Annotated in this window: 16 protein-coding genes; 7 read left to right on the top strand and 9 right to left on the bottom strand. The window is 61.7% G+C overall.

The features are described from left to right. Positions 1–7 precede the first annotated feature (7 nt). The 8 genes from C4Q26_RS07480 to C4Q26_RS07440 form a co-directional block, all read right to left on the bottom strand. Positions 8–1,111, bottom strand: a complete 1,104-nt coding sequence (locus tag C4Q26_RS07480; protein WP_023378765.1) for a mannuronate-specific alginate lyase — start codon at positions 1,109–1,111, stop codon at positions 8–10. A gap of 7 nt (positions 1,112–1,118) precedes the next feature. Further along, positions 1,119–2,558 carry an alginate O-acetyltransferase gene (locus tag C4Q26_RS07475; protein ID WP_023378766.1) on the bottom strand — a complete coding sequence of 480 codons (1,440 nt, stop codon included), beginning with the start codon at positions 2,556–2,558 and terminating at the stop codon, positions 1,119–1,121. A 12-nt stretch (positions 2,559–2,570) separates the two neighbouring features. Then, positions 2,571–4,130: a mannuronan 5-epimerase AlgG gene (gene algG, locus C4Q26_RS07470; RefSeq protein ID WP_023378767.1), complete on the bottom strand. Its 1,560-nt coding sequence runs from the start codon at positions 4,128–4,130 to the stop codon at positions 2,571–2,573. Between the two features lie 17 nt (positions 4,131–4,147). Beyond that, entirely contained in the window at positions 4,148–5,626 is a 1,479-nt protein-coding gene (locus tag C4Q26_RS07465; RefSeq protein WP_023378768.1) for an alginate export family protein, read from the bottom strand. Then, positions 5,623–7,125: an alginate biosynthesis TPR repeat lipoprotein AlgK gene (gene algK, locus C4Q26_RS07460; protein ID WP_104882930.1), complete on the bottom strand. Its 1,503-nt coding sequence runs from the start codon at positions 7,123–7,125 to the stop codon at positions 5,623–5,625. Before algK ends, C4Q26_RS07465 begins: the two co-directional genes overlap by 4 nt. A gap of 13 nt (positions 7,126–7,138) precedes the next feature. Then, a complete protein-coding gene (locus C4Q26_RS07455) occupies positions 7,139–8,305 on the bottom strand; it encodes an alginate biosynthesis protein Alg44 (protein WP_027908067.1) in 1,167 nt (388 codons plus the stop codon). 36 nt (positions 8,306–8,341) lie between these two features. Then, positions 8,342–9,823 carry a mannuronan synthase gene (gene alg8, locus C4Q26_RS07445; protein WP_023378773.1) on the bottom strand — a complete coding sequence of 494 codons (1,482 nt, stop codon included), beginning with the start codon at positions 9,821–9,823 and terminating at the stop codon, positions 8,342–8,344. A 75-nt stretch (positions 9,824–9,898) separates the two neighbouring features. Beyond that, on the bottom strand, positions 9,899–11,215 hold the full coding sequence (locus tag C4Q26_RS07440; protein ID WP_023378775.1) for a nucleotide sugar dehydrogenase: 1,317 nt from the start codon (positions 11,213–11,215) through the stop codon (positions 9,899–9,901). Between the two features lie 920 nt (positions 11,216–12,135). Here C4Q26_RS07440 and C4Q26_RS07435 point away from each other — a divergent pair. The 6 genes from C4Q26_RS07435 (at position 12,136) to C4Q26_RS07410 (ending at position 17,952) form a co-directional block, all read left to right on the top strand. Further along, a complete protein-coding gene (locus C4Q26_RS07435; protein WP_027908069.1) occupies positions 12,136–12,576 on the top strand; it encodes a hypothetical protein in 441 nt (146 codons plus the stop codon). 94 nt (positions 12,577–12,670) lie between these two features. After that, positions 12,671–13,471, top strand: coding sequence for a hypothetical protein (locus tag C4Q26_RS07430; protein WP_104882152.1), 801 nt, complete (start codon positions 12,671–12,673; stop codon positions 13,469–13,471). Continuing rightward, the gene (locus tag C4Q26_RS07425; protein WP_104882929.1) at positions 13,468–14,133 is read left to right on the top strand and encodes an ABC transporter ATP-binding protein; all 666 of its coding nucleotides are present in this window, start codon (positions 13,468–13,470) and stop codon (positions 14,131–14,133) included. The genes C4Q26_RS07430 and C4Q26_RS07425 overlap by 4 nt, the downstream gene beginning before the upstream one ends. After that, positions 14,126–15,280 carry an ABC transporter permease gene (locus tag C4Q26_RS07420; RefSeq protein ID WP_202962684.1) on the top strand — a complete coding sequence of 385 codons (1,155 nt, stop codon included), beginning with the start codon at positions 14,126–14,128 and terminating at the stop codon, positions 15,278–15,280. Before C4Q26_RS07425 ends, C4Q26_RS07420 begins: the two co-directional genes overlap by 8 nt. After that, entirely contained in the window at positions 15,273–16,736 is a 1,464-nt protein-coding gene (locus C4Q26_RS07415; protein ID WP_023378782.1) for a TolC family protein, read from the top strand. Before C4Q26_RS07420 ends, C4Q26_RS07415 begins: the two co-directional genes overlap by 8 nt. Beyond that, the gene (locus C4Q26_RS07410) at positions 16,729–17,952 is read left to right on the top strand and encodes an HlyD family secretion protein (RefSeq protein WP_104882928.1); all 1,224 of its coding nucleotides are present in this window, start codon (positions 16,729–16,731) and stop codon (positions 17,950–17,952) included. The genes C4Q26_RS07415 and C4Q26_RS07410 overlap by 8 nt, the downstream gene beginning before the upstream one ends. 544 nt (positions 17,953–18,496) lie before the next feature. Here C4Q26_RS07410 and yaaA read toward each other — a convergent pair. Then, the gene (gene yaaA, locus C4Q26_RS07405) at positions 18,497–19,276 is read right to left on the bottom strand and encodes a peroxide stress protein YaaA (protein ID WP_023378784.1); all 780 of its coding nucleotides are present in this window, start codon (positions 19,274–19,276) and stop codon (positions 18,497–18,499) included. A 136-nt stretch (positions 19,277–19,412) separates the two neighbouring features. On the opposite strand from yaaA, the gene C4Q26_RS07400 reads away from it, so the two are divergent. Beyond that, complete coding sequence (locus C4Q26_RS07400; RefSeq protein ID WP_027908073.1) at positions 19,413–20,549, top strand: polysaccharide deacetylase family protein; 1,137 nt, start codon at positions 19,413–19,415, stop codon at positions 20,547–20,549. The last annotated feature ends 56 nt before the right edge of the window (positions 20,550–20,605 follow it).

Genomic DNA, 20,605 nt, shown 5'->3' with positions numbered 1-20,605 from the left:
CTTTGCGTTACTTCTTGCGCGCTGCGCTCGGGTCGTAGACCCGGGTCAGGTTGCCACCCAGCCGGAAGCTGTCGAATGGCTGCATGTCGCGCTTGCGCTCAAGGGTGTCGGCGTTGCACGAATACAGCTGGCACCAGGGCTCCAGCCAGGCGTACTTGTTGTCGATCTTGAGGTCGTCCATGTCCTGCTTCTCGCCATTGCGGGTCTTGAACGCACTCGGATCCCTGGCCCCGGCCAGCACTTTCTGCCCCAGGCGCTGCAGGGCGTTGTTGTTCTCGCCACGCAGGTCCACGCCATTGGCCTGGGCGAAGCTGGCAATCATCGCCAGGGGGGGCAGGGCATAGTTGTGGTAGGCCAGGGCGCGCTGCTTGCGCTTGAGCTCGTTTGGCAGGAAGCCCTGGGCATCGACCTGGTTGGCGCCGACCTTGTATTCCTTCACCGCCCAGTCGAACAGGTCACGGCGGTCGGTGGCCACGGCGGTAGCCATGACCGACCAGGCCGCCCAATAGCTGTGGTTGTTGATCTTCTGCAGGGGCAAGTTGCTCCAGTCGCGTACGGTCTGCTCGGCCAGGCGGGCGAACCACTTCTCGATCAGTTCGGCCTGGGCCTGGTGCGCCGCCAGTGGTTGCGAGTTAGAGAACTTAAGGCGCAGCCAAGACCCGCTCATGCTGCCCAGTGCCCATTTGCGCATGGACTTGCCGGTGTGGTTGTAGTTGGTCGACATCAGGGCATCGGCCCGTGCCCAGGTGCTCAGCCAGTTCAGCGTGCAGTCGAGCTGCGCGGGCCGACCGTCTCGCATGTACTGGTTGACCATCTTGGCCACGCCACGCTCCAGGGTGGTGATTTCCTTGGTGGAGTCGCGGAAGGCCTGTTCCGAGTCCAGGTTCAAGGTTGCCCGGGCACTGTCCGAGCCCTCGTACTTGCTGCGAAACTGCAACGCGCCGGTATAGGGTCTGGGCGGTGCCGCGCAACGGAAATTGCCGTCGCTGGTCTTGAGTTTCTCGATGCCTTCGTAATAGCCCTGGGGCGGTACCAGCGCGGCATGCGCGGCGCCGCCGAACAGCGCCAAGGCAAGAAGTGCGGGTGCGGTGGTTCTGCTGAGCTTGGTCATGTTCGCCTCACTGGCCAGCTTGCGCGGTGTGCATAGGGCTGGCGAAGTTGTTGCGTTTGCAAAGCTTGGCTTCGACTTTGCGGGTGCCGTCCTCAGGCCCCTGGACCTCGACGGCCAACAGGTTCTGGCTGGCCCAGTCTTCGTCTTCGCGCATCTGGAAAACGAAGCGACCGTCGGTTTCGGAGGTGTCCGGCTTCTCGATCTTGATGTCTTCGTGGCGGCCATTGAGGTACCACAGGGTGGCCTGCAGGGTCTTGACCGAGGTGTCCTCGAACTTGAAGTCCATCTGCAGGTTGCGGTTGATCAGGTCTTTGATCACGCCGCCCTTGCCGTTGACCATCAGCTCGTTCTTGCCGGGCTTGAGTTCGGCGCTGGCGCTCATCAGCGCAGGACGCGCGTCGCAGCCATCGTCGAGCAAGGCGAGGATCTGGCGCCAGATGGTTTCCTGGTCGAGGCGATACAGCGGAGAGAACTCCCAGATCAGGATCTTCGGCGGGTGCTTCTGGAACTCTTCGCTGCCCAGGTACTGGATCATCGAGCCTTCCAAACCGCCGCCTGGGAAGGCGACGTTGAGCACATCGGCGCCGATGTACTGTTGCAGGAACCCGGAGAAGTTGTAGTTCTTGCCGCTGTGGCTGGTGCCGACCAGGGTGATCTGGGCATTACCGCTGTCACCGAACAGGTCGTCGCCGCCGCTCGAACCCTTCGGTTCGGTGGCGAACTGGTCCATGTACTGCACGGCGTAGCTGGTGCCACAAAGCTGGCCGGCAACGTTATGCAGCGTACCGGTCTTACCCATGCGGCCCGACTTGTGGGTTTCGAATTCCTTGCGTGGAATGCCTTCGAACGCCGGCATCTTGTGCACGGTCTCGGCCACGATCTTCGCTGCGCGCTCGGCGCCGTAGGGCGTCCAGTGCTGGTCGCCGCGGAAGTAGAAGTCCTTGCCCTGGTCGGCTGCGGCCAACTGCTCGTTGGTTAGCGGCGAGAGGTCGGGTACGTTGTAGCCCATCTTGGCAAAGCGCTGCAGCATGGCCTGGTAGTTGCTCAGGGCCTTCTGATAGTTGAAGGCGGCTTTTTCTTCAGGCTTGAGCATGTTGCGGTTCACCAGGCCGCGGGTCGGCTGGTACACCACGACCAACTCCACGCCGCGCTTCTTGAAGGCGTCGTGCACTTGCTGAAGGCGTTTGTAGCCAGACGGTGTGGTGTCGAACTCGGTACGCAGGTCTTCGCGGGTCCGGAACAGCCAGTCGCCCTGGGCTTGCACCAGGGTGGTGAAGTTCTGCTGGTAACGCGTGGTGTAGCGGCTGGGGTCATGCGCCTCGGGGCACAGTTGGCAGCACGGCTCGGCGGTGAAGGTCGGTGCCTTCACGTCGTCGGCGCGCACGCCCTGGCTAATGGCCAGGAGGGCAGCGGACAGACCGAGCAGTTTCATCAGATGTGGGGTCATGGTCGGGCTTCCTTAGTCGATCATTTCGGTCTGGCGTTCGACCGGGTCGATCAGCACAGCCTTCTGCTGGCGCACCAGCAGGTCGAGGATTTCGTCCTGGCGCTCGCCGAGGATGCCGTTGAGGCTGATGCCGTTGGCCTTGCGCGGGGCGAGCATCGAGACCTTGTACAACTCCACCGAAAGGGGCGAGTCGATCGACAGCGGCCCCGAGCCGTTGGCCGCCAGCTCACCGCCGACCACGATCAGCGAGACCTTGGTGTCGAACGGGTCGAGGGCGATGTCACGGTCGGTATCCGACAGATCCTTGATGTGCCCGTAGACGCCCACCAGGCCGTTGGCCATGGCGACGTTTTCGTACAGACGAATGTTCACGCTGTTGCGCACGCGGATGCCGTGGCGACGGTTGTTGATCAGCTTGTTGCCCCAGATCAGGTTGTCGCCGCTTTCGTACAGGGTGATGCCGTCGGTGTGGTTGCGGTAGATCTCGTTGTAGGCGATCAGGTTGTTGACGCTGTTACGGTCGATCACCACACCCGAGAGCTTGTTGTCGTAGCTCTTGTTGTTGATGATCCAGCTGTCGTTGACCTCACGCGAGACGATGATCCCGTGCTTTTTCTTGGTGCCGTAGACAGTGTTGCCGGCGATGATCAGGCGGTGCGAACGGTCGTGCGGGTCGATGCCGTAGACGATGTTGTCGCGGTAGACGCTGTCCTTGACCACGAAGTCCTGGGTTTCGTAGCAGTAGAAGCCGTACCACATGTCGCTGAACTCCGAACCGATGATCCAGCCGGTCGGTTCAGGGCGGCCCATGCGCTTGGCCATGTTCGGGGTGTACTGCGAGATGCTCACACCGTAGGACTTGGACTTGGCATAGCCGAAGCTGGCCATCTTGGTGTTGACGATGTAGGTCTCGGTGCCGCCCCAGGACAGCAGGAACGGGCGGAATTCGCTGGGCGAGCGGAAACTGGCCGGGCCGTTGTCCTTTTCGCGCCAGCCGGTCACCTGGGTGTCGGTGACGAACAGCTTGCCGTCGTTGACCAGGAACGAACCGCCTTCCTGGGACAGGCGCAACTGCTTGACCTTGCCGTCGATCTCGAGGATGCCCTTCTGCCCGACCACGATCGGCAAGCGTGCCAGGTACACACCAGGCTCGACCTCGCTCAGGTACTGCTTGGGTACTTTCTTGCTCAGTTCGACCAGGTCGACATGGCCGTTGTCGACGAAGATCGCCTGGGGAATGCCATGCTGGCGCTGCACCCACTCGGCGGCTTTGTTGTCACCGCCGATGAACTCCTTGAGCGATTCTTCCTGCAGCATGCGGCGTACGCTGACGGTGCCCTTGTGGCTGCGGTCGATCTTCTTCTGCACGGCCTCTGCGGTGTAGCCGGACAGGTCGGGCAGCTTGGGTGGGTCCATGTGCAGTGGCTCGACCGGTGCACTGGACACGGTGTAGGTCTTGGCCTGCTGCAGTTCCTTGGCCTTGTTGGCGGGGTTGTCCGCGAACGCAAGGCCCGAGGCCAGCAGCAAAGCGCTGGCCAGGAGGCTGTGGCGAAGGTTCGGGTGAAGGGTCATGTGGTTCCTCTCCCGGCTCAATAGCGCCAGATCACGTCGACGAAGGCGCGGTGCATGTACGAGTCCGCTTCCTGGCCATAGGCGTCGCCCGGCTTGAACACACCGGCACGCAGACGTACCAGGGCCGAAGGTTCGTCGATGGCCTGGCTCATCGACGCCGGCAGCAGGCCTTGCTTGAAGTACTTGGTGACGACCACGTCCATCTCCTGGCCCAGGTCTTTCTCGCCATTGACCAGTGGGCGGTTCACGCCGTTGTCGTTGACCACGGCGTTGATGCCGCTGGAGCCGATGTTCTGTTGGTCATCGACACGCCAGAACTTGTGGTAGATGAAGCTTGCGTCGTAGTCGTCGCGCAGTTGCCAGGAGGCGAACAGGGTGGCCGCCTGCAGGTTGCCCAGCTCGCCACGGAACGCCTCGCCGAAGCGGTGGACGCGCGAACGGGTGCCGGTGAAGTTGGACCGGTTGCTTTCAAGGCCGGTCTGCTCGAAGTTGTTCGAGCCGTCGCTGCCGCCACCGCCGCTGCCACGGGCATAGGCCGCGCCGACTTGCCAGTTGGGGTCCAGGCGCAGGCGGATGCCGAGGTCGGTGCCCCAGGCGTTGACGTCACCGCTCTGCTTGCCGGTTGCCACCTGCTCGTTGCCCACTTGTTGGCTGCTCAGGGTGTCGCGGTCGCCCGTCAGCCAGGTGACGCTGCCCCAGTAGTTGACGGTGTGGTCGTTGCGCCAGTTGTAGGCATCGCTGTTGGCTTCCAGGCCCAGCCAGGTGAGGTCGCCAGTGCGGGTCTTGTCCAGTGCGTCGACGGTTTCGCCTGGGTTTTTCAGGCTGCCGCTGTCGTGGCTGTGGTGAGCGCGCAGGCCGACCCAGTGGCCAGGGGTCCACTGTGTGGCGACATTGCCGTAGACATGGGTGCGGTCCTTGTCTTCCGGCGCCAGTTCGGTGAGGTCGGTGCGGTATTCGCTGAAGCGCTGGGCCACGCCCAGGTCAGCCTTGAGCAGGGTGGTGTCGAAGGTCCAGTTCAGGGCTTCGATATTGGTGTCGCGCCACATGCCATCATCGCTGCGCAGGCGTTGGCGACCCAGGCGAAGCTGCTCGCCGGGGTAGGCGGTGAGGCCGCTGTAGCCGACCCAGAACTCGCGCAGGGCCAGGTAGCTCTTGTCTGGCGTGCGGCTGTCCTCGCCAGTGTCGGTGGTGGTGCCGTCGTCGTTCTGGCGCAGGGTGTCGGTTTCGATGGTGTCGGTAGCGGTCACGGCCTGGCCCATGGCGTAGGCACTCCAGTTACCGCGTTCGCCGTACACCCATGGGCGCAGGTCCAGGCCCAGGCCATTGACGTCGCCGCCGGAGCGGGTGCCCAGGTCACGGTCGTCCTCGGACTGACCGGTGATTTTCACGTCCAGACCAAAGTTCTTCTCGGCGGTCATGTCCGCCAGGGTCGGGCACGACCACAGCAGGGCGAAGCTCAGGCCGATGCCGGCCTTCACGAAGGGATTGAGCGTCATAGCATGTCCTCACCGTCTACTTCTTTTTCATCGTCTTGCAGCGCTTCGATGGCCAGTGTGCTGGTGGCACCCCGGCCTATGCTGCCGCGTGCCTGCTTCTCCTGGGCCAGCAGTTGCTGGGCCTGGCTGCGTTGTTCAGGCGTGAGTTGCTGATCGAGCTGTGCAAGCAGTTCAGCCGACTGCGGCGTCGGGTTGGCCTGGGACAGCTGGGCGAACACCCAGGCGTTGGCCGGGTTGCTGCGGATACCATGGCCCTCGCTGAACAGCTGGGCCAGGGCGTAGTCGGCGCTGTTCTGGCCACCACGGGCGGCATTGAGCAAGTGGTCGACCGCTTTCTGCGGCTCGACATCGCCCAGGTATCCACGGCGGTACAGTTGGCCCAGGTAGTAGTCGGCACTGACTTCGCCGGCGTTGGCCGCCGCTTGCAGGTGTTGTTCGGCCTTCACGGCATCGGCCGGTACGCTCTTGCCTTCGTAGTAGAGACGGCCAAGCAGCAGTTCAGCACGGGGCTGTTGCGCTTCGCGACCTTTGTCGATGTAAGCCATCAACTGGTCGGTGTCGCCCAGCTCGGGGAAGTCGTACACCAGTTGCGCGAGGCTGACCCAGGATGCCGGATTAGATGGCGCGATCTGTTCGAGCAGGTCCTTGGCGGTTTTCTCATCGGTCTGGCCGAGGTTGCGGTCGGCCAGGACGCGGGCGACGCTGTCGACGCGGCTGGCCGGCACCGAGCCGCGGGCGTAGGCCGACTTGAGCTGTTGCAGCAGGGCAGCCTGCTGGTCGGTCTGGCCCCGCTTCTGGTAGACGGTCGCCAATTCGGCATAGCAGACGTCCAGGGTGTTCAGGGCTTCCTTGCAGAGCGCCTCGACCTTGTCCAGATTCTGGTCATAGGTGCCTTGGGTGCGGTACAGCAGCACCTGGGCCAGGCCGGCTTCCGGATAGCCAGCCGCGCGCCACTGGTCGATCTGCTGCTGGGCGTTGACCTTGGGGAAGCTCTGCGGGTACAGCAGGTAAAGCATCGCCAGTGGGATCAGGGTCTTGTTTTCGCCCTGCGCCGAAGCCTGCTTGAGCAGCCGTTCAGCTTCCTCGCGCTCGGCCTGGGTGCTGTCGGGTTTGGCCACCAACAAGCGGCCAAGGCGCGCCTGGGCACGCGGCGAGGTTGCTGCCGCGGCGCGGTAGGTCGCTTCGGCTTCCTTGAACTGCGCAGGGTCGCCACTGGTGACCTTGATGTCGGCCAGGCCCACCTGCGCGTCGCTGTAGCCCAGGTCGGCCAGCGCTTTGTAGTTGCGCTCGGCCAGGGCAGTGTCGCCACGCTTGAGCGCTTCGTTGGCCAGGCGCTGGTCGGGCAGACCGGCGCAACCGGCCAGGCTGACGGCCAGCGCCAGTGCACACCATGCAGATGGGCGAGCGCTGCGTGCTCCAGTGGACGACGCAGGCCCTGTGGCTGTGGCCTTGAGTCGCGATGGAGGGCAGAGCCCTCGCAACGGCGTCATGCAATTCATCAGCTCGATCCTCTTAAAGCCCACGGGCAACGGCTTTGTCGATCAACCAGTCCAGCGATGGACCACGGTCGCTGGTGACCGAGGCCGGGCGGCCGGCCAATTCGGCCGGCAAGGCGCCGTCAGGCTTGATTTGAACGCGGATATCGGAGGCCAGGTCTTCGCTGTTGAGGCTGGTGCTGCTGACGATATGGCCGGTGCGCACGTCGTCTTCGCCGGCGATCTGGAAGTTGACACGGGTGCCTGGTTGGACCTTGTCGAACTGGCGGTAGCTGAAGCGCGCCTCGATCAGCGGGTTGCTGGTACGCGGGATCAGCTGGAAGATCGGCTGGCCCTTGGCGGCGTACTGGCCGTCGTCCACCAGCTGGCGGGCGACCACGCAATCGCAGGGACTGGTGAGAGTCCCGGAGAGTTGCTTGCCGAACAATTCCTCGACCTTGGCCGGCTCCAGCTGCGAGTCGTCCAGATGGCCCTTGAGCATGTCCAGCATGCTGGTGCTGAAGCTGGCCAGCGGGGCGCCTTTGGCGATCAGGCCACCGCTTTCGACCAGGCTGCTCACCGTACCGTCGCGGGGCATGGTGACGTTGGTGGTCGGCACTGCCACCACGCCGGCTTCGGCATGGCTCACGAAATACATGCCATACAGCGACTTGGCCACGAAGCCGAAGGCGGCAATGCCCACCACGAACACGCCCAGGGTCACGGTCACCGCTTTCAGGCGGCCGAAGGCCGACAGGCCGGTACCTGAATCCTTCTGCTTGCGGGCCTTGGTGAAGTTGTCGCGCTGCAGGGTGCTCAGTACATCGCCGATGCTGATCAGCTCACCGGACAGGTGGCTGGTGATGATGTGGCGCAAGGTGGCGATGTCGCGTGGTTCCAGGTTCTGGAACTGCGCGCCGGTACGGCCGGTGTCGGCGAGGTAGGAGCGCACCTGGAATTCGATGTCCATCGACAGGCCAAGGTTGTCGACCACGAACTGCAAGCGCCCGCGCAGCACATCGCCAACCTTCAGTGGCTGCTTGGTGTGGAAGCTCAGGCCACCGGCGGAAAGGTCGTCGACCTTCACATCATGGGGCTGGCGCTGGGCATCCAGGAAGCGCAGCTTGGCGGGGATGCGCACCCGGGCGTGTTGGCGCTGGGCTTCGGACTCATGCACGACGTTGACATTCACGGCGGTATTCATGGTGGTTTGTTCCTTTAGTTCCGATCCGGGTTGGGCTCACACGACCATGAACAGCACAGCAACGAAGATGCTGGCAGCCGAGAAGGTCATGGTCCGCGAGGACCAGGTGTTGAACCATTGTTGAAAACTGGCGAGGTCGCGCTTCAGGGCAGTGGGCTGACGGGTCCAGGACTGCTTGTCGAGGCGGAAGAACACGTAGATCTTCATCAGCGCGCCGACGATCTGGTTGTAATAGAGAATCAGCGGGTAGGCCGGACCCACGTTGTGGCCAGAGCACAGCAGCATCACCGTCAGGATCAGGCGGGTGATGCCGATCCACAGCAGGTAAACCAGCAGGAAAGCCATGCCGAACTTGAGGCTGGCGATCACCGCCACGGTAAGGCCCAGCAGGCTGGTCCACATCGACACGCGTTGGTCGAACAGCACGATGCTGGTGAACAGCCCCAGGCGACGAACACCCAGTCCCAGGGCGCGGGAATTTTGCCGCAGGTTGTTGCCGTACCAGCGGTACATCAGCTTGCGACTGGCCTTCAGGAAGCTCTTCTCGGGCGGATGTTCGACCGTGTTGATGGCGGCATCGGGCACGTAGAAGGTGTCGTAACCCAGGCGCATCAGGCTGAACCAGCTGGACTTGTCGTCACCGGTGAGGAACTTGAACCGGCCCAGGCGCCAGTGCATCAGCGAGTCGCTTTCGACGTCGGCGATGAACTCGGGGTTGGTCACCACGCTGGCGCGGAACATCGACATGCGCCCGGTCATGGTCAGCACGCGCTTGCTCAGTGCCATCGAGCACATGTTGATGTGACGCTGAGCGAAGCGCAGCTTGTGCCACTCGCTCATGATGTAGCCGCCGCGCACTTCGCAGAATTCGTTGGTGGTCAGGCCGCCAACGTTGGGGTAGAGCTTGAACCAGGGCACGGTCTTGTTCACCACGCCATCGGCCAGCACGGTATCGCCGTCGATGACCGCGACCACGGCGTTCTCGTCCGGCAGCATCCGCGAGATGGCGCGAAAGCCATAGGCCAGGCCGTCGCGCTTGCCGGTGCCGGCGATGCGCACGATGTCGAGTTTCACATGTGCTGGCGGGTTGTACTTGGCCCACAGGCTTTTCACCAGCAGCTCGTCGGACATCTCCACCAGTGAGCACACCACGGTCGTCGGGTAGCCGCAGTTGATCGCTTCACGGATCACCGAGCTGTACACCTGGGCCGTGGTCAGTGCGTCGATGCGGAAGCTGGTCACCATCAGGTAGACATGCGACGGGTCAGCCGCCTTGCCCAGTTTCTGCACCTTGCGGCGCAGGTAGGGGTAGACCAGGTACAGGAAGATCATGCCGCGGATGAAATGGGTGGCGCCCATGGAGTAGCGCCAGATGCCGACTGCGCCGACCAGGAAGATGAAGTGCTTCGACTGCGAGTCGAAGATATCGCTGGGCAGGGCCAGGGCGATCAGCATGAGCAGGCTCATGTAGAGCAGCCACCCGGCGCACTGCAACAGCACTGTCTGGAGCCTTTGCATGTTCAGCATCCGTCGCGAAATCAGAAAAAGGGAGGGCAGCGGCGGTGGGGAGGCCACCGCTGCCCGGCCAAGGGCTTACCAGCAGATACCTTCGGTACGGCTGGCAGCGCAGGTGCCTTTGCTCATGAAACCGACCAGGTCGATCACTTGCTTGCCGGCCGGCGCTTGCTCGGCAAGGGCGCGGAACTGCTCGTCACGGTTGCCCAGGACGATGATGTCGGCGTTGTCGATGACCTTTTGGAAGTTGGCGTTGAGCAGCGACGAGACATGCGGAATCTTCGACTCGATGTACTCTTTGTTCGCCCCGTGAACGCGGGCGTACTCGACGTTCTCGTCGTAGATATCCAGTTGATAGCCCTTGCCGATCAGGCGCTCGGCCAGTTCCACCAGCGGGCTTTCACGCAGGTCGTCGGTGCCGGCCTTGAAGCTCAGGCCAAGCAGGGCGACCTTGCGCTTTTCATGGGCTTCGATCAGCTCGAAGGCGTTCTGGACCTGCGATTCGTTGCTGCGCATCAGCGAGTCGAGCAGGGGAGCGCGTACATCGAGGCTGGCGGCACGATAGGTGAGGGCGCGTACGTCCTTGGGCAGGCAGGAACCACCGAAGGCGAAGCCTGGGCGCATGTAGTACTGCGAAAGGTTCAGCACTTTGTCCTGGCAGACCACGTCCATCACATCGCGGCCATCGACACCCACCGCCTTGGCGATGTTGCCGATTTCGTTGGCGAAGGTGACCTTGGTGGCGTGCCAGACGTTGCAGGTGTACTTGATCATCTCGGCCACTTCGATCGGCTTGCGGATGATCGGAGCGTCGAGCTCTTCGTACAGGCTTTGCAGGATGTCGCCGCTGGCGCTGTCCAGTTCGCCAATGACGGTCATCGGTGGGTGGTCGTAATCCTTGATCGCGGTGCTTTCGCGCAGGAACTCAGGGTTGACCGCGACGCCGAAGTCGACCCCGGCCTTCTTGCCCGAGCAGTCCTCGAGAATTGGGATGACCACGTTCTTGACGGTACCAGGCAGCACGGTGCTGCGTACCACGATGGTGTGACGACGGGTGGTGTCGCGCAGCACATAGCCGATTTCGCGGCACACCGACTCGATGTACTCAAGGCCCAGGTCGCCGTTTTTCTTGCTCGGGGTGCCGACGCAGATCATCGATACATCGCTGGCACGGATGGCCTCGGCGAAGTCGGTGGTGCCACGCAGGCGGCCGTTGGCGATGCCTTGCTGCAGCAGTGCTTCCAGGCCTGGTTCGACGATGGGCGACTTACCCTGATTGATCAGGTCGATCTTGGTGCTGGAAACGTCCACACCAATCACGTCATGGCCACGTGCCGTCAGGCAACCTGCACAGACTGCACCCACATAACCCAAACCAAAGATGCTGATACGCATCGCTATCACCTCATGTGTTTATCACGCCAGCTCCTCCGGGAAGAGCCGGACTGGGTTGATTAACAACAGTTTTCGGGCGCACGGATCCATGGCGAAAGCACACTTCGCCGAGCGCAGGCATGAATGAATCCAGAGCGCACGAAGTTGTGCACTCAAAGTTGGCAGTCAAAAGCCAATAATTAAAAGGCGTGCCCTGAAATGCAGCCGTCTTTATTGCAAGGCGCTACTTGGCGCGATGCTGTGCTTGTTCTTTCAAGTGAAAAAATCCTTTGAAATCAACCACTAGGACGATTTGTTAGGGGCGCGTCTCTCCTGTAAAGACAGGGTTCTCGGGCTTTCCGTAGCCACTGTCGAAGTTTCCATGGCGGGTATGGATACCTGCCGTTGTCATCTGTAAGTCATCTCTCACACCCACGGCGCAAGATATTCGTTACGGCACTATGAGCGATGGGTCGTAGCAGAAGTTCCGAGGTGGGTTCCGCTCGGATGAAAGATTTCTAAATATTTTTTCAGTGGCTAATACTTTCATTCTGATAGCACGTCCCGGTTTCGTACCTATATACAAAGGGCGAAGTCGGGGTGGGATGTTCTTGTGCCAGCATCCAAAAAATTTTTTCAAAAATCGTCAAAAAACTACGGGCGGTCTTATGGCGTTTGGCGATAAGGGGGTTGCTGCTGGATTTTTGGCGCTGGAAAAATGGCGCTTTGCCGAATGAAGCCTGCGCTGCCGTGGTGCAGGGTCACATTCAGACATATTCAAAGCCCATAAAAAGTCTAAGGCTTTCTCGATGGCTGCCGTTAAGCCCTATGGACGCCCTTCGGGAGCTGTCCACGTACGAAGGAACGTCTTGGACATGCTTGGGACCACCTAAGGGCGCCTCATCCATCAACACACGGAAGAGTCGAGAGAGCGCCAACGTATGAAGAAGACATCGCTGTCACTGTTTGCCACGGCTTCGCTGATTTTTGCCGGAGGGGTGCAGGCGGGGCCGCCTGTAGAGGTAACGTTCAAGAATCTGGGAACACAGCCAGCTGTGTTGAAGCTAGTGACATCCAACGAGAGCAGTACTTACCAGATAGCCAATCCCAAACCTGACCAGACCGTTGAGCCTGGATCGGCGACCTACATGCGCGTTCAGCGCATTATCAGCCCGGACGTGAATGCCGCAATGGTGCGTTACACCATTGGTAGCAAAGCCTGTGCCTTCGGCACAACGTACCAACTGCGAACACTCCCAGGTGGAATCCAGAAGCCCGAATGGACAAAGGCTGCAACGCCGAGTGGTGGGGCCACTTGCCAGGCAACCATTATCAGGACGGCTGCTGATTATTCGTGGGTCGTTGAGTTCACCATGAAATAGCACACGGTAATAGCCTGGCCATGAAGGCACCTCATTGGCGAAGTGATGAGGTGCCGCTATTTCAAGATGCAATGGATATGTTGAGGTGCAATTAATGGATTCCATAAAACGGGATTTACTATCCAGTAGTGTACGGGCTGTTGTCACTCATGTGAAACGCTTGGATGAAAGTTCGGGCAAGTCAGTCATTGCTGTCGATCCCACGGAGGATGCTGGAAAAGAAGTAGAACTGTCAGCGTTCGCACAGCAACTAGGTGCTGCTGCCGAGCGTGCTGCAGCCCGAGACAGCCAGCTTTCACGCAAAGAGCTCGCCGCATTCGCAGCCAGGATCCTAGATAGCATAGGAGGGGCTGGGTACTTGCTTGCGAAAGACTTCTATGACAGCCAGCTCCCCGACACCGATGATCCTGAACTCATTGAACGTGCCAAAAAGGCAAACGCATTTGCCATGGGGACAGGTGATAATCCCTTCAAAGGGCTCAGTCGCGATCAGTTGAGTCTGATTATTTACGATGAGAGTGGGGCATTCACCATCAGTGAACGGCGTGCCGCATTGAGTGAAAGAACTGAGCAGCACAATGCGTGGGCTCGGCATATTATCGACAAGATGAATTCGGAGTATCGGAAAACGGGGCGTATTGATAACGGATTGCAGGAGACTCTCGATTACTACAAATCGCTCCCCCCTGTAGAGGTGGCGCAGTACGGTAACTACGAAGCCGGAATCATGATGCAGATGGGCTTGCAAGAAGTTGAGAGGCCCGAATTCAACATCTCTCTAATGGACCTGATGGCCAACGAATGGAAGCTCGCTACCGAAAGCGACCCATCGTCAAAGGACCCAGAGGCCGCCCTTCCAGCGACTGACACTGACGAGGAGGGAGCACGCCGATGAGCACAATCCTTTCCCTGGATGGCGTTACCCGTTTTCTGGGCAATCAGCCCATCCTGCACGATGTCTCGCTGTCGATCCCTTCTGCCCAGACCTGTGCCATCGTCGGCCCTTCCGGTTCAGGCAAGAGCACCTTGCTTAATTTGATGGGCCTGCTGGATCAACCCTGCCAAGGCCGTGTGCTATTGGCCGGCCGCGACATGACAGCCGCGAACGCCGACCAACGCGCGATCCTGCGCAACCGCATGATCGGCTTCGTCTTCCAGAGTTTCAACCTGATACCGCGCCTCACGGCGCTGGACAACGTTGCCTTGCCGCTCTGTTATCGGGGTGTTCGGCAAGCAGCGGCACGCCGGGCGGCGCAGGTGCAATTGGAGGCGGTCGGGCTTGGGCTGCGGGTCCAGCATCGCCCCGCAGACCTCTCGGGTGGCCAGCGCCAGCGGGTGGCCATGGCCCGAGCCTTGGTGACAGAACCTCGATTGCTGCTAGCCGACGAGCCGACAGGCAACCTGGATGCGGCTACGTCCAACGAGGTGCTGGAATTGTTGTTGGCGCTGAACCGGGAACGGGGCGTGACCTTGGTCATGGTCACTCATGACGCCACCCTGGCCCGTCGTATGGAGCGGTGCCTGCAGGTGCAGGATGGAGGTGTCGCGAGTGCCTGAGGCCTACGGCCCTGATTGGCGGCATCGCGTGGGTGAGGCGTTGGCCAGTTTGCGTTTGCTGGGGCGCCGTGCCTGGCTGGCGTTGCTGGGTATCGCGGTAGGCTGCGCTGCCGTGGTGGCTTTGCTCAATATTGGCCACAGTGCGGCGCAGCATGCCAGGCAACTGTTTCAGGGCCTGGGCAGCGAGCTCATGCTCATCGACCTGACACCCGCAGGCCGTTTCCCTGGATTTTCCGGGCTGCCGGCGGAAATCAACGCGATCGCGCCGTTGGCAATGGCGGTGGTCACTGTGCAGTCGCGTGGACAACAGCGAGAAGTGCTGGTTGCCGGCAGTACTCCACATTTGGTGCAGGTCCTCGGCTTGACCGCTGGCGAGGGGCGTCTGTTGTCGATGTATGACGATTCCAGCCCCCACGTGCTTTTGGGTGCGACATTGGCTCAGACCCTCGATGTCAACGTAGGAGATCGGCTGGCGCTGGGCGCCTACCTGTTCAATGTCGTGGGGATACTCGCGCCGCTGGGCTACAACCCGATGCTACCGGTGCAGCTGGACGATGCCGTGCTCATGCCGTTGCAGGGCATGAGGCGCCTATTGGCCTCCCCTGAGATCGGCACACTGCTGGCGTTGGGGCGTGATACTGCAGTCATGTCGCAGGCTGCCATTGCCCTGAAGGACTACCTGAATGCTCGGCTTGCGGGGCATGAAGTCGAGGTACGTCTTCCGCAGCAACTGATCGAAGGCATGGCCGACCAGTCGAGCCTGTTCCGTTGGTTGCTTGGCGGGTTCGCGGGCATTGCGTTGTTGCTGGGTGGCGTTGGGGTAATGAACGTGATGGTGATGAATGTCGCTGAACGACGCCGAGAGATCGGTGTGCGTTTGGCGTTGGGCGCACGGGCTCGGGATATCGCCTGGCTGTTCCTGCTCGAAGCCATTTTGTTGGCCGGTGCGGGTGCATCAACGGGAGCGCTGGTCGGGCTTGTAGGCGCTTGGCGCTTTGCAGTCGCATCGGGGTGGCGTTTTACGGTGGACGGCTCGTCGTTGCCGTTGGGGGTTGGCAGTTCACTGATTGTGGGCGTGTTCTTCGGGTTGCAGCCCGCGCTCGCCGCTGCGCGTTTGCAACCGGTGGTGGCGTTGCGTGATGACTAGGTGGCTGGCGATCGCCTGTGGGTTGTTGATGCCTTTGCAAGGGGTTGCCGGTGACCGCTTGCAACCGTCTCGGCCAACGCAAATCCACGCGGTATCGGCCAAAGCCTTCGCGGTCGATGTCGGGGAGGAACTGGCCCTGGAACTGGTGGATGCCATCGCCTTGGCCCTGCGTGACAATCGGGCGATTCGCAGCGCCTACCTCGAGCGTATCGCTCAGAAGTTCGACTTGCGTGTGGCACGTGATCACTTTGCCCCGCAACTAACGCTCAAGGCGCGTTTTCTGGGCAGTCGTAACCAGGACGATCGCTATCGCGAGGCAGAGGTGACGCCGTCGGCCAGCCTGCTGACGCCCTATGGCACTCGCTTGAGCCTTGACTGGGCCTATGGCCAAACGCGTGCCGAGGAAGCGGGTAATCGCTACCGTGATGGCGCCAACCTCATGGTGGTCCAACCCCTGTTGCGTGGTGCCGGGCGAGCGGTGGCAAGCGCACCGTTGCGCCAGGCGCGGTTGACCGAGCAGACCAACCGGCTGGCGCTCAAGGACAGTGTGGCGCAGGTGATCACTGACACGATCAAGGTCTACCGTGACCTGCTGCAAGCCCAGGAACAACTGCGCATCGCTCGCGATAGCCTGGCCAGGGCGCGGCAACTGGTGGAGGTCAACCAGGCGTTGATCGCTGCTGGGCGCATGGCAGCGTTCGAAATTGTCCAGGCTGAAGCAGAAGTTGCCAATCAGGAACTGGCATTGCAAGGCAGTCTCAATCAACTGCATGCCCGCCGCCTGGCACTCGCTCAAACCCTTGGCATAGCGCTTTCCACACCGCTACGGGCGACGGAAAAGCCAGTGGTACGGCCGCTGCAGGTGGATGGCCAACAGGCGATAGGCAAGGCCGAAGCGATGCAGCCTGCGTACCTGATGCAACTGATTGCCGGCGAGCAGGCCGCGATCGATTTGCAGGTGGCGCGCAATGACCAGCGGTGGGACCTGTCGCTGGTCAGCGGTGCCACTCAGGCACGAGCGCGCCCTGGCAAGGACAAGGCGTGGGAACACTACGTTGGGTTGGAACTGGACATTCCCATCGGTGACTTGAGTCGTCGTCAGACGGAAGTCCGGGCGCAGGTCGCCTTAGAAAACCATCAAGTGAGCCTGGCGGAGTCCCATCAGCAACTGCAGCGCGATGTCGCCAATGCGGTTCGGGACATCAATGTCCGTTGGCGTCAGTTAGAGATCGCTGGGCGTGCGTTGGCACTGTCACGTCGAAAGCTGCAGATCGAGCAGGAAAAACTGGCCGTGGGGCGTTCGAGCAATTTTCAGGTGCTCAGTTTTGAAAACGACCTGCGCACTGCCCAGAGCATTCACCTGGATGCCACGATCGCTTACCTCAATGCTCAAGCCGAACTGGACCAGACATTGGGTACCACGCTCGATAGCTGGGATGTGACGCTCAATGACTAGGCGACACCTGTTGGCGTGCGCGTTCGTGATGCTTGCTGGAGCCTTGATGGTGTTCTGGCTATCGCGACCTGTGTCGACAGTGCAGGGCGGTGTCGAGCGCTGGCAGCGCGTGGAGCCGCACCTGCTGGAGAGTCAGTTGGGTCTTGTCGGGCGGATTCACGCCGGTCGCCAGCTCATCCTGGCCGCGCCTTTCGATGGCTCGATTGCCGCGTTGTTCGTCGAGGATGGGCAACAGGTGCAGTCTGGCGAGACGTTGATGATGCTGGATACCGAGGGTCTGGAAATCCAGTTGCGCGAAGCGCAAGCGCAAGTGCTCAAGGCCGGTGAGGCGCTGCGGCAGATGCAGGGTTGGCAGGACGGGCCAGAGGTGGCGCAGGCCCGACGTGCGCTGGACCGCGCCCGTGGCGCATTGGCTGTGAGTCAGGCGGAGCTTGACGATACCCGACGTTTGTTCGATCGCGGCATCGTTGCGCGAATGGAGGTCGATAACCTCATTCAGCAGGTACGGGTCCAGCAACAGGGCGTGCTGGAGGCAGAACATGCGTTACGGCTGACCCGCGCGCGTGGTCAAGGCAATGGCCTGCGCATTGCGCAGATGGAGATGACCAATGCCCAGGCGCGTTGGCAGGCATTGGCGCGCATGTGCGAGCAACGGGTGATCAAGGCGCCTTTCCCGGCATTGGTGGCGCGGGCAAGCCATGCTGTTGCAAGACCGCAGCGGCACCTTCAGGTGGGGCAACAGGTTGCTCAGGGGCAGCCTTTGCTGGCCTTGGTCGATGTGGGGCGGTTAGAGGTGTTGGCGAAGGTGGAGGAGGGGGACCTGGGCAAACTGCGCGAAGGCATGTCGGTTGAGGTCAGGGTGGCCGGCCAGCAGCTTGCAGGGCGGGTGCAGCGCATCGCACTTCAGGCCAGGGAGGACGGAGGTGACGGTGCCTGGTATGACCTGGTGGTATCGCTCGATACACCGTCCCAACCGTGGGCGTTGGGTTTGCGGCTAGGCATGAGCGCGCAGTTGAAGGTGGTCGTGCATCGCAGCGAGCGGGGGATTGCCGTGGCGCCTGAGTCGTTGCGTGTGGATGAATCAGGACGAACCTATGTGGTCTACCGCGAGGCGGAAGGCCAACCCGAGCGCAATGTCTTCGTCGAGATTGGCGCAACCGTGGCCGAGGGCGTTGAGGTGCAGGGGCTGGGAGCGGGGGATGTGCGGATGCCTTAGGCGTAGGTCGATAGCGTTGTTGTGGTCTTGAGATCGAGCGCCGCCCGCGCGGCGCATCGCGAGCAAGGCTCGCTCCTACGTTTGTTTCGGGCCAGTGGGTTCTGTGGGATTTGCGCGCGACCGCTTTGGTGCACGGCGCGATATCGAGTCGTGCAAACAGGCCGCATTGGCCGGGGAGAGGCTATGTGGTCTACCGCGAGGCGGAAGGCCAACCCGAGCGCAATGTTTTCGTCGAGATTGGCGCAACCGTGGCCGAGGGCGTTGAGGTGCAGGGGCTGGGGGCGGGGGATGTGCGGATGCCTTAGGCGTAGGTCGATAGCGTTGTTGTGGTCTTGAGATCGAGCGCCGCCCGCGCGGCGCATCGCGAGCAAGGCTCGCTCCTACGTTTGTTTCGGGCCAGTGGGTTCTGTGGGATTTGCGCGCGACCGCTTTGGTGAAGGCCTCATTGGCCGTAAACGACCGTAGGAGCGAGCCTTGCTCGCGATGCGCCGCGTGGGCGGCGCTCGATTTCAAAACCACACGCCAACCAAAACAGGGCCGACACTCATTCCCCCGGATGATCCCGCAAGAACACGAGGTGATCCGCCTTCGACTGCTCCGCGCTGTAGTAATACCCCTGCACATCGAACTGCTTGAGCTGTGCCGGGTCGTTGACCTGCTCCTGGATCACGAAGCGGCTCATCATCCCGCGGGCCTTCTTGGCATAGAAGCTGATGATCTTGTACTGGCCGTTCTTCAGGTCCTTGAAGTCCACGTCGATCACCCGCGCCTTGAGCGCCGAGCGCTTCACCGCGCTGAAGTACTCGTTACTGGCCAGGTTCAGCAGCAGGTCATCGCCTTGGTCGGCCAGGGCCTGGTTCAGCCATTCGCTGATACGTGTCCCCCAGAAGGCATACAGGTCCTTGCCCCGGGCGTTGGCCAGTTTGGTGCCCATTTCCAGGCGGTAGGGCTGCATCAGGTCCAACGGGCGCAGCAGACCGTACAGGCCGGAGAGCATGCGCAGGTGGTCCTGGGCATAGCTGAAGTCGTCCTCGCTGAGGGTCTGGGCATCCAGGCCGGTGTAGACGTCGCCCTTGAAGGCCAACAGCGCCTGCTTGGCGTTGGCGGGGGTGAAGTCCGGGGTCCAGCTGCCGAAGCGGGCGGCATTGAGACCGGCAAGCTTGTCGGAAAGGTGCATCAGTTCGCTGATCTGGGCTGGCGACAGGTCGCGCAGTTGCTGGATCAGCACCTGGGAGTCGTCCAGATACTGGGGCAGGGTGAACCGCTCGGTCACCGGCGGGGTTTCGTAGTCGAGGGTCTTGGCGGGGGAAATCACCGTCAGCATCGGTTCGGCTCCTGGAATCGTTGCCGCGAATTCTACGGATAGATGGAGTTAAGTCCAAACTATGGCGACGATAGCCACAGACCATCGCCTCATCAGGCGCTATAGTGCGCGTTTCGCCGCTGCGGAGAGTCTGAACGTGCGCATCGCTGGTGCCTTCCTGGTCATGCTGTTAAGCCTGGCTACCCAGGCCGCCCCCCTTCCACCGGCCAGCCTGGACCGCCGCGTGTGGCCAGAAGCGCTGAACAGTCCGGCGCTGTTCGATGTCGCTTCGCGCGCCGAGATTCTCTCGTTTGCCCAGGTGCTGCACGAGAGCGAGCTGCTGGACGACGCGGCACTGGCCAAGCGCCTGGGCCTACGCCAGATCAACCTGCAAAAGATTCGCGCGGTGCGGGCACGCATGTGGCAACGCGTGTTCCAGGGTTACCAGCAAGCCCAACGCAGTTGCGAGCAGGACGCCTCGTTCTGCTATCCGGTCGACTCGATGGCCGACTTACGTGCTCAAGCGGCGACGTTCGCAGGCGATGTTGGCACGTTCTACACCGGTTGGATCGAGCCGAGCCACCAGTTCCATGTGCTGTACCTGGATGAGCAGTTGCGCAAGGCGGCGCTGTTGCCGCAGACCACCAGCGAGGTCGAGCGTCTGTCGAGTCGTGAGCGCAATGGCGATGAGCTCAATGACCGTATGTTCCTGCTCACCTTCGTGGGCGGCCCGGGTCCGGAGGAGGGCAGCACCGATGCATTGAGCCGTTACCTACGTAGGCAGAAGATGCAAGGCACGTTCTTCGTGCTGGGTAACCGGCTGCAACAACGGCGCGACGGCGGCAAGGCCAATGCGCTGGCCGAGCTTTATCGGGGTCAATGCGTGGGTATCCAGGGCTGGGAGTACCGTTCCCATGCCCAGTGGCAGGACTGGCAGGATTCGCTCAAGCGCAGCCAGGCCAGGGTGCAGGCCGACCTGCCAGAGCAGTATGTGCCCCTGTTCCGTCCACCTTACGGCCAGCGGCGGGCCGATGGCGAGGCGTTCATGGCCCGTCAGCAGTTGCAGGTTTCGCTATGGGATATCGATGCCCAGGACGCTAGCGCCCTGAGCGCCGAGGCCTCGGCACAGCGTGTGCTGACCTTGATGTTGCTTTGGCGCAAGGGTGTGATCCAGCTGCATGACAGCCTGCCCAAGGCGCAGCCGGTAGTGGAGTGGCTGTTGCACAACACGGCGCAGAGCGGAATCGGCTGGGAAGGCTGCCGCGATTACGGGTATCGCGAAACGGGGGTATGACTTTTGACTGTAGTCCTCGCGAGCCTGGTCGCCAACCCCTGTTCGTCAATCGGAAA

The organism is Pseudomonas sp. SWI44 (assembly GCF_002947915.1).
Classification (GTDB): Bacteria; Pseudomonadota; Gammaproteobacteria; order Pseudomonadales; family Pseudomonadaceae; genus Aquipseudomonas; species Aquipseudomonas taiwanensis.
This window is presented reverse-complemented; position numbering and strand designations above follow the sequence as displayed.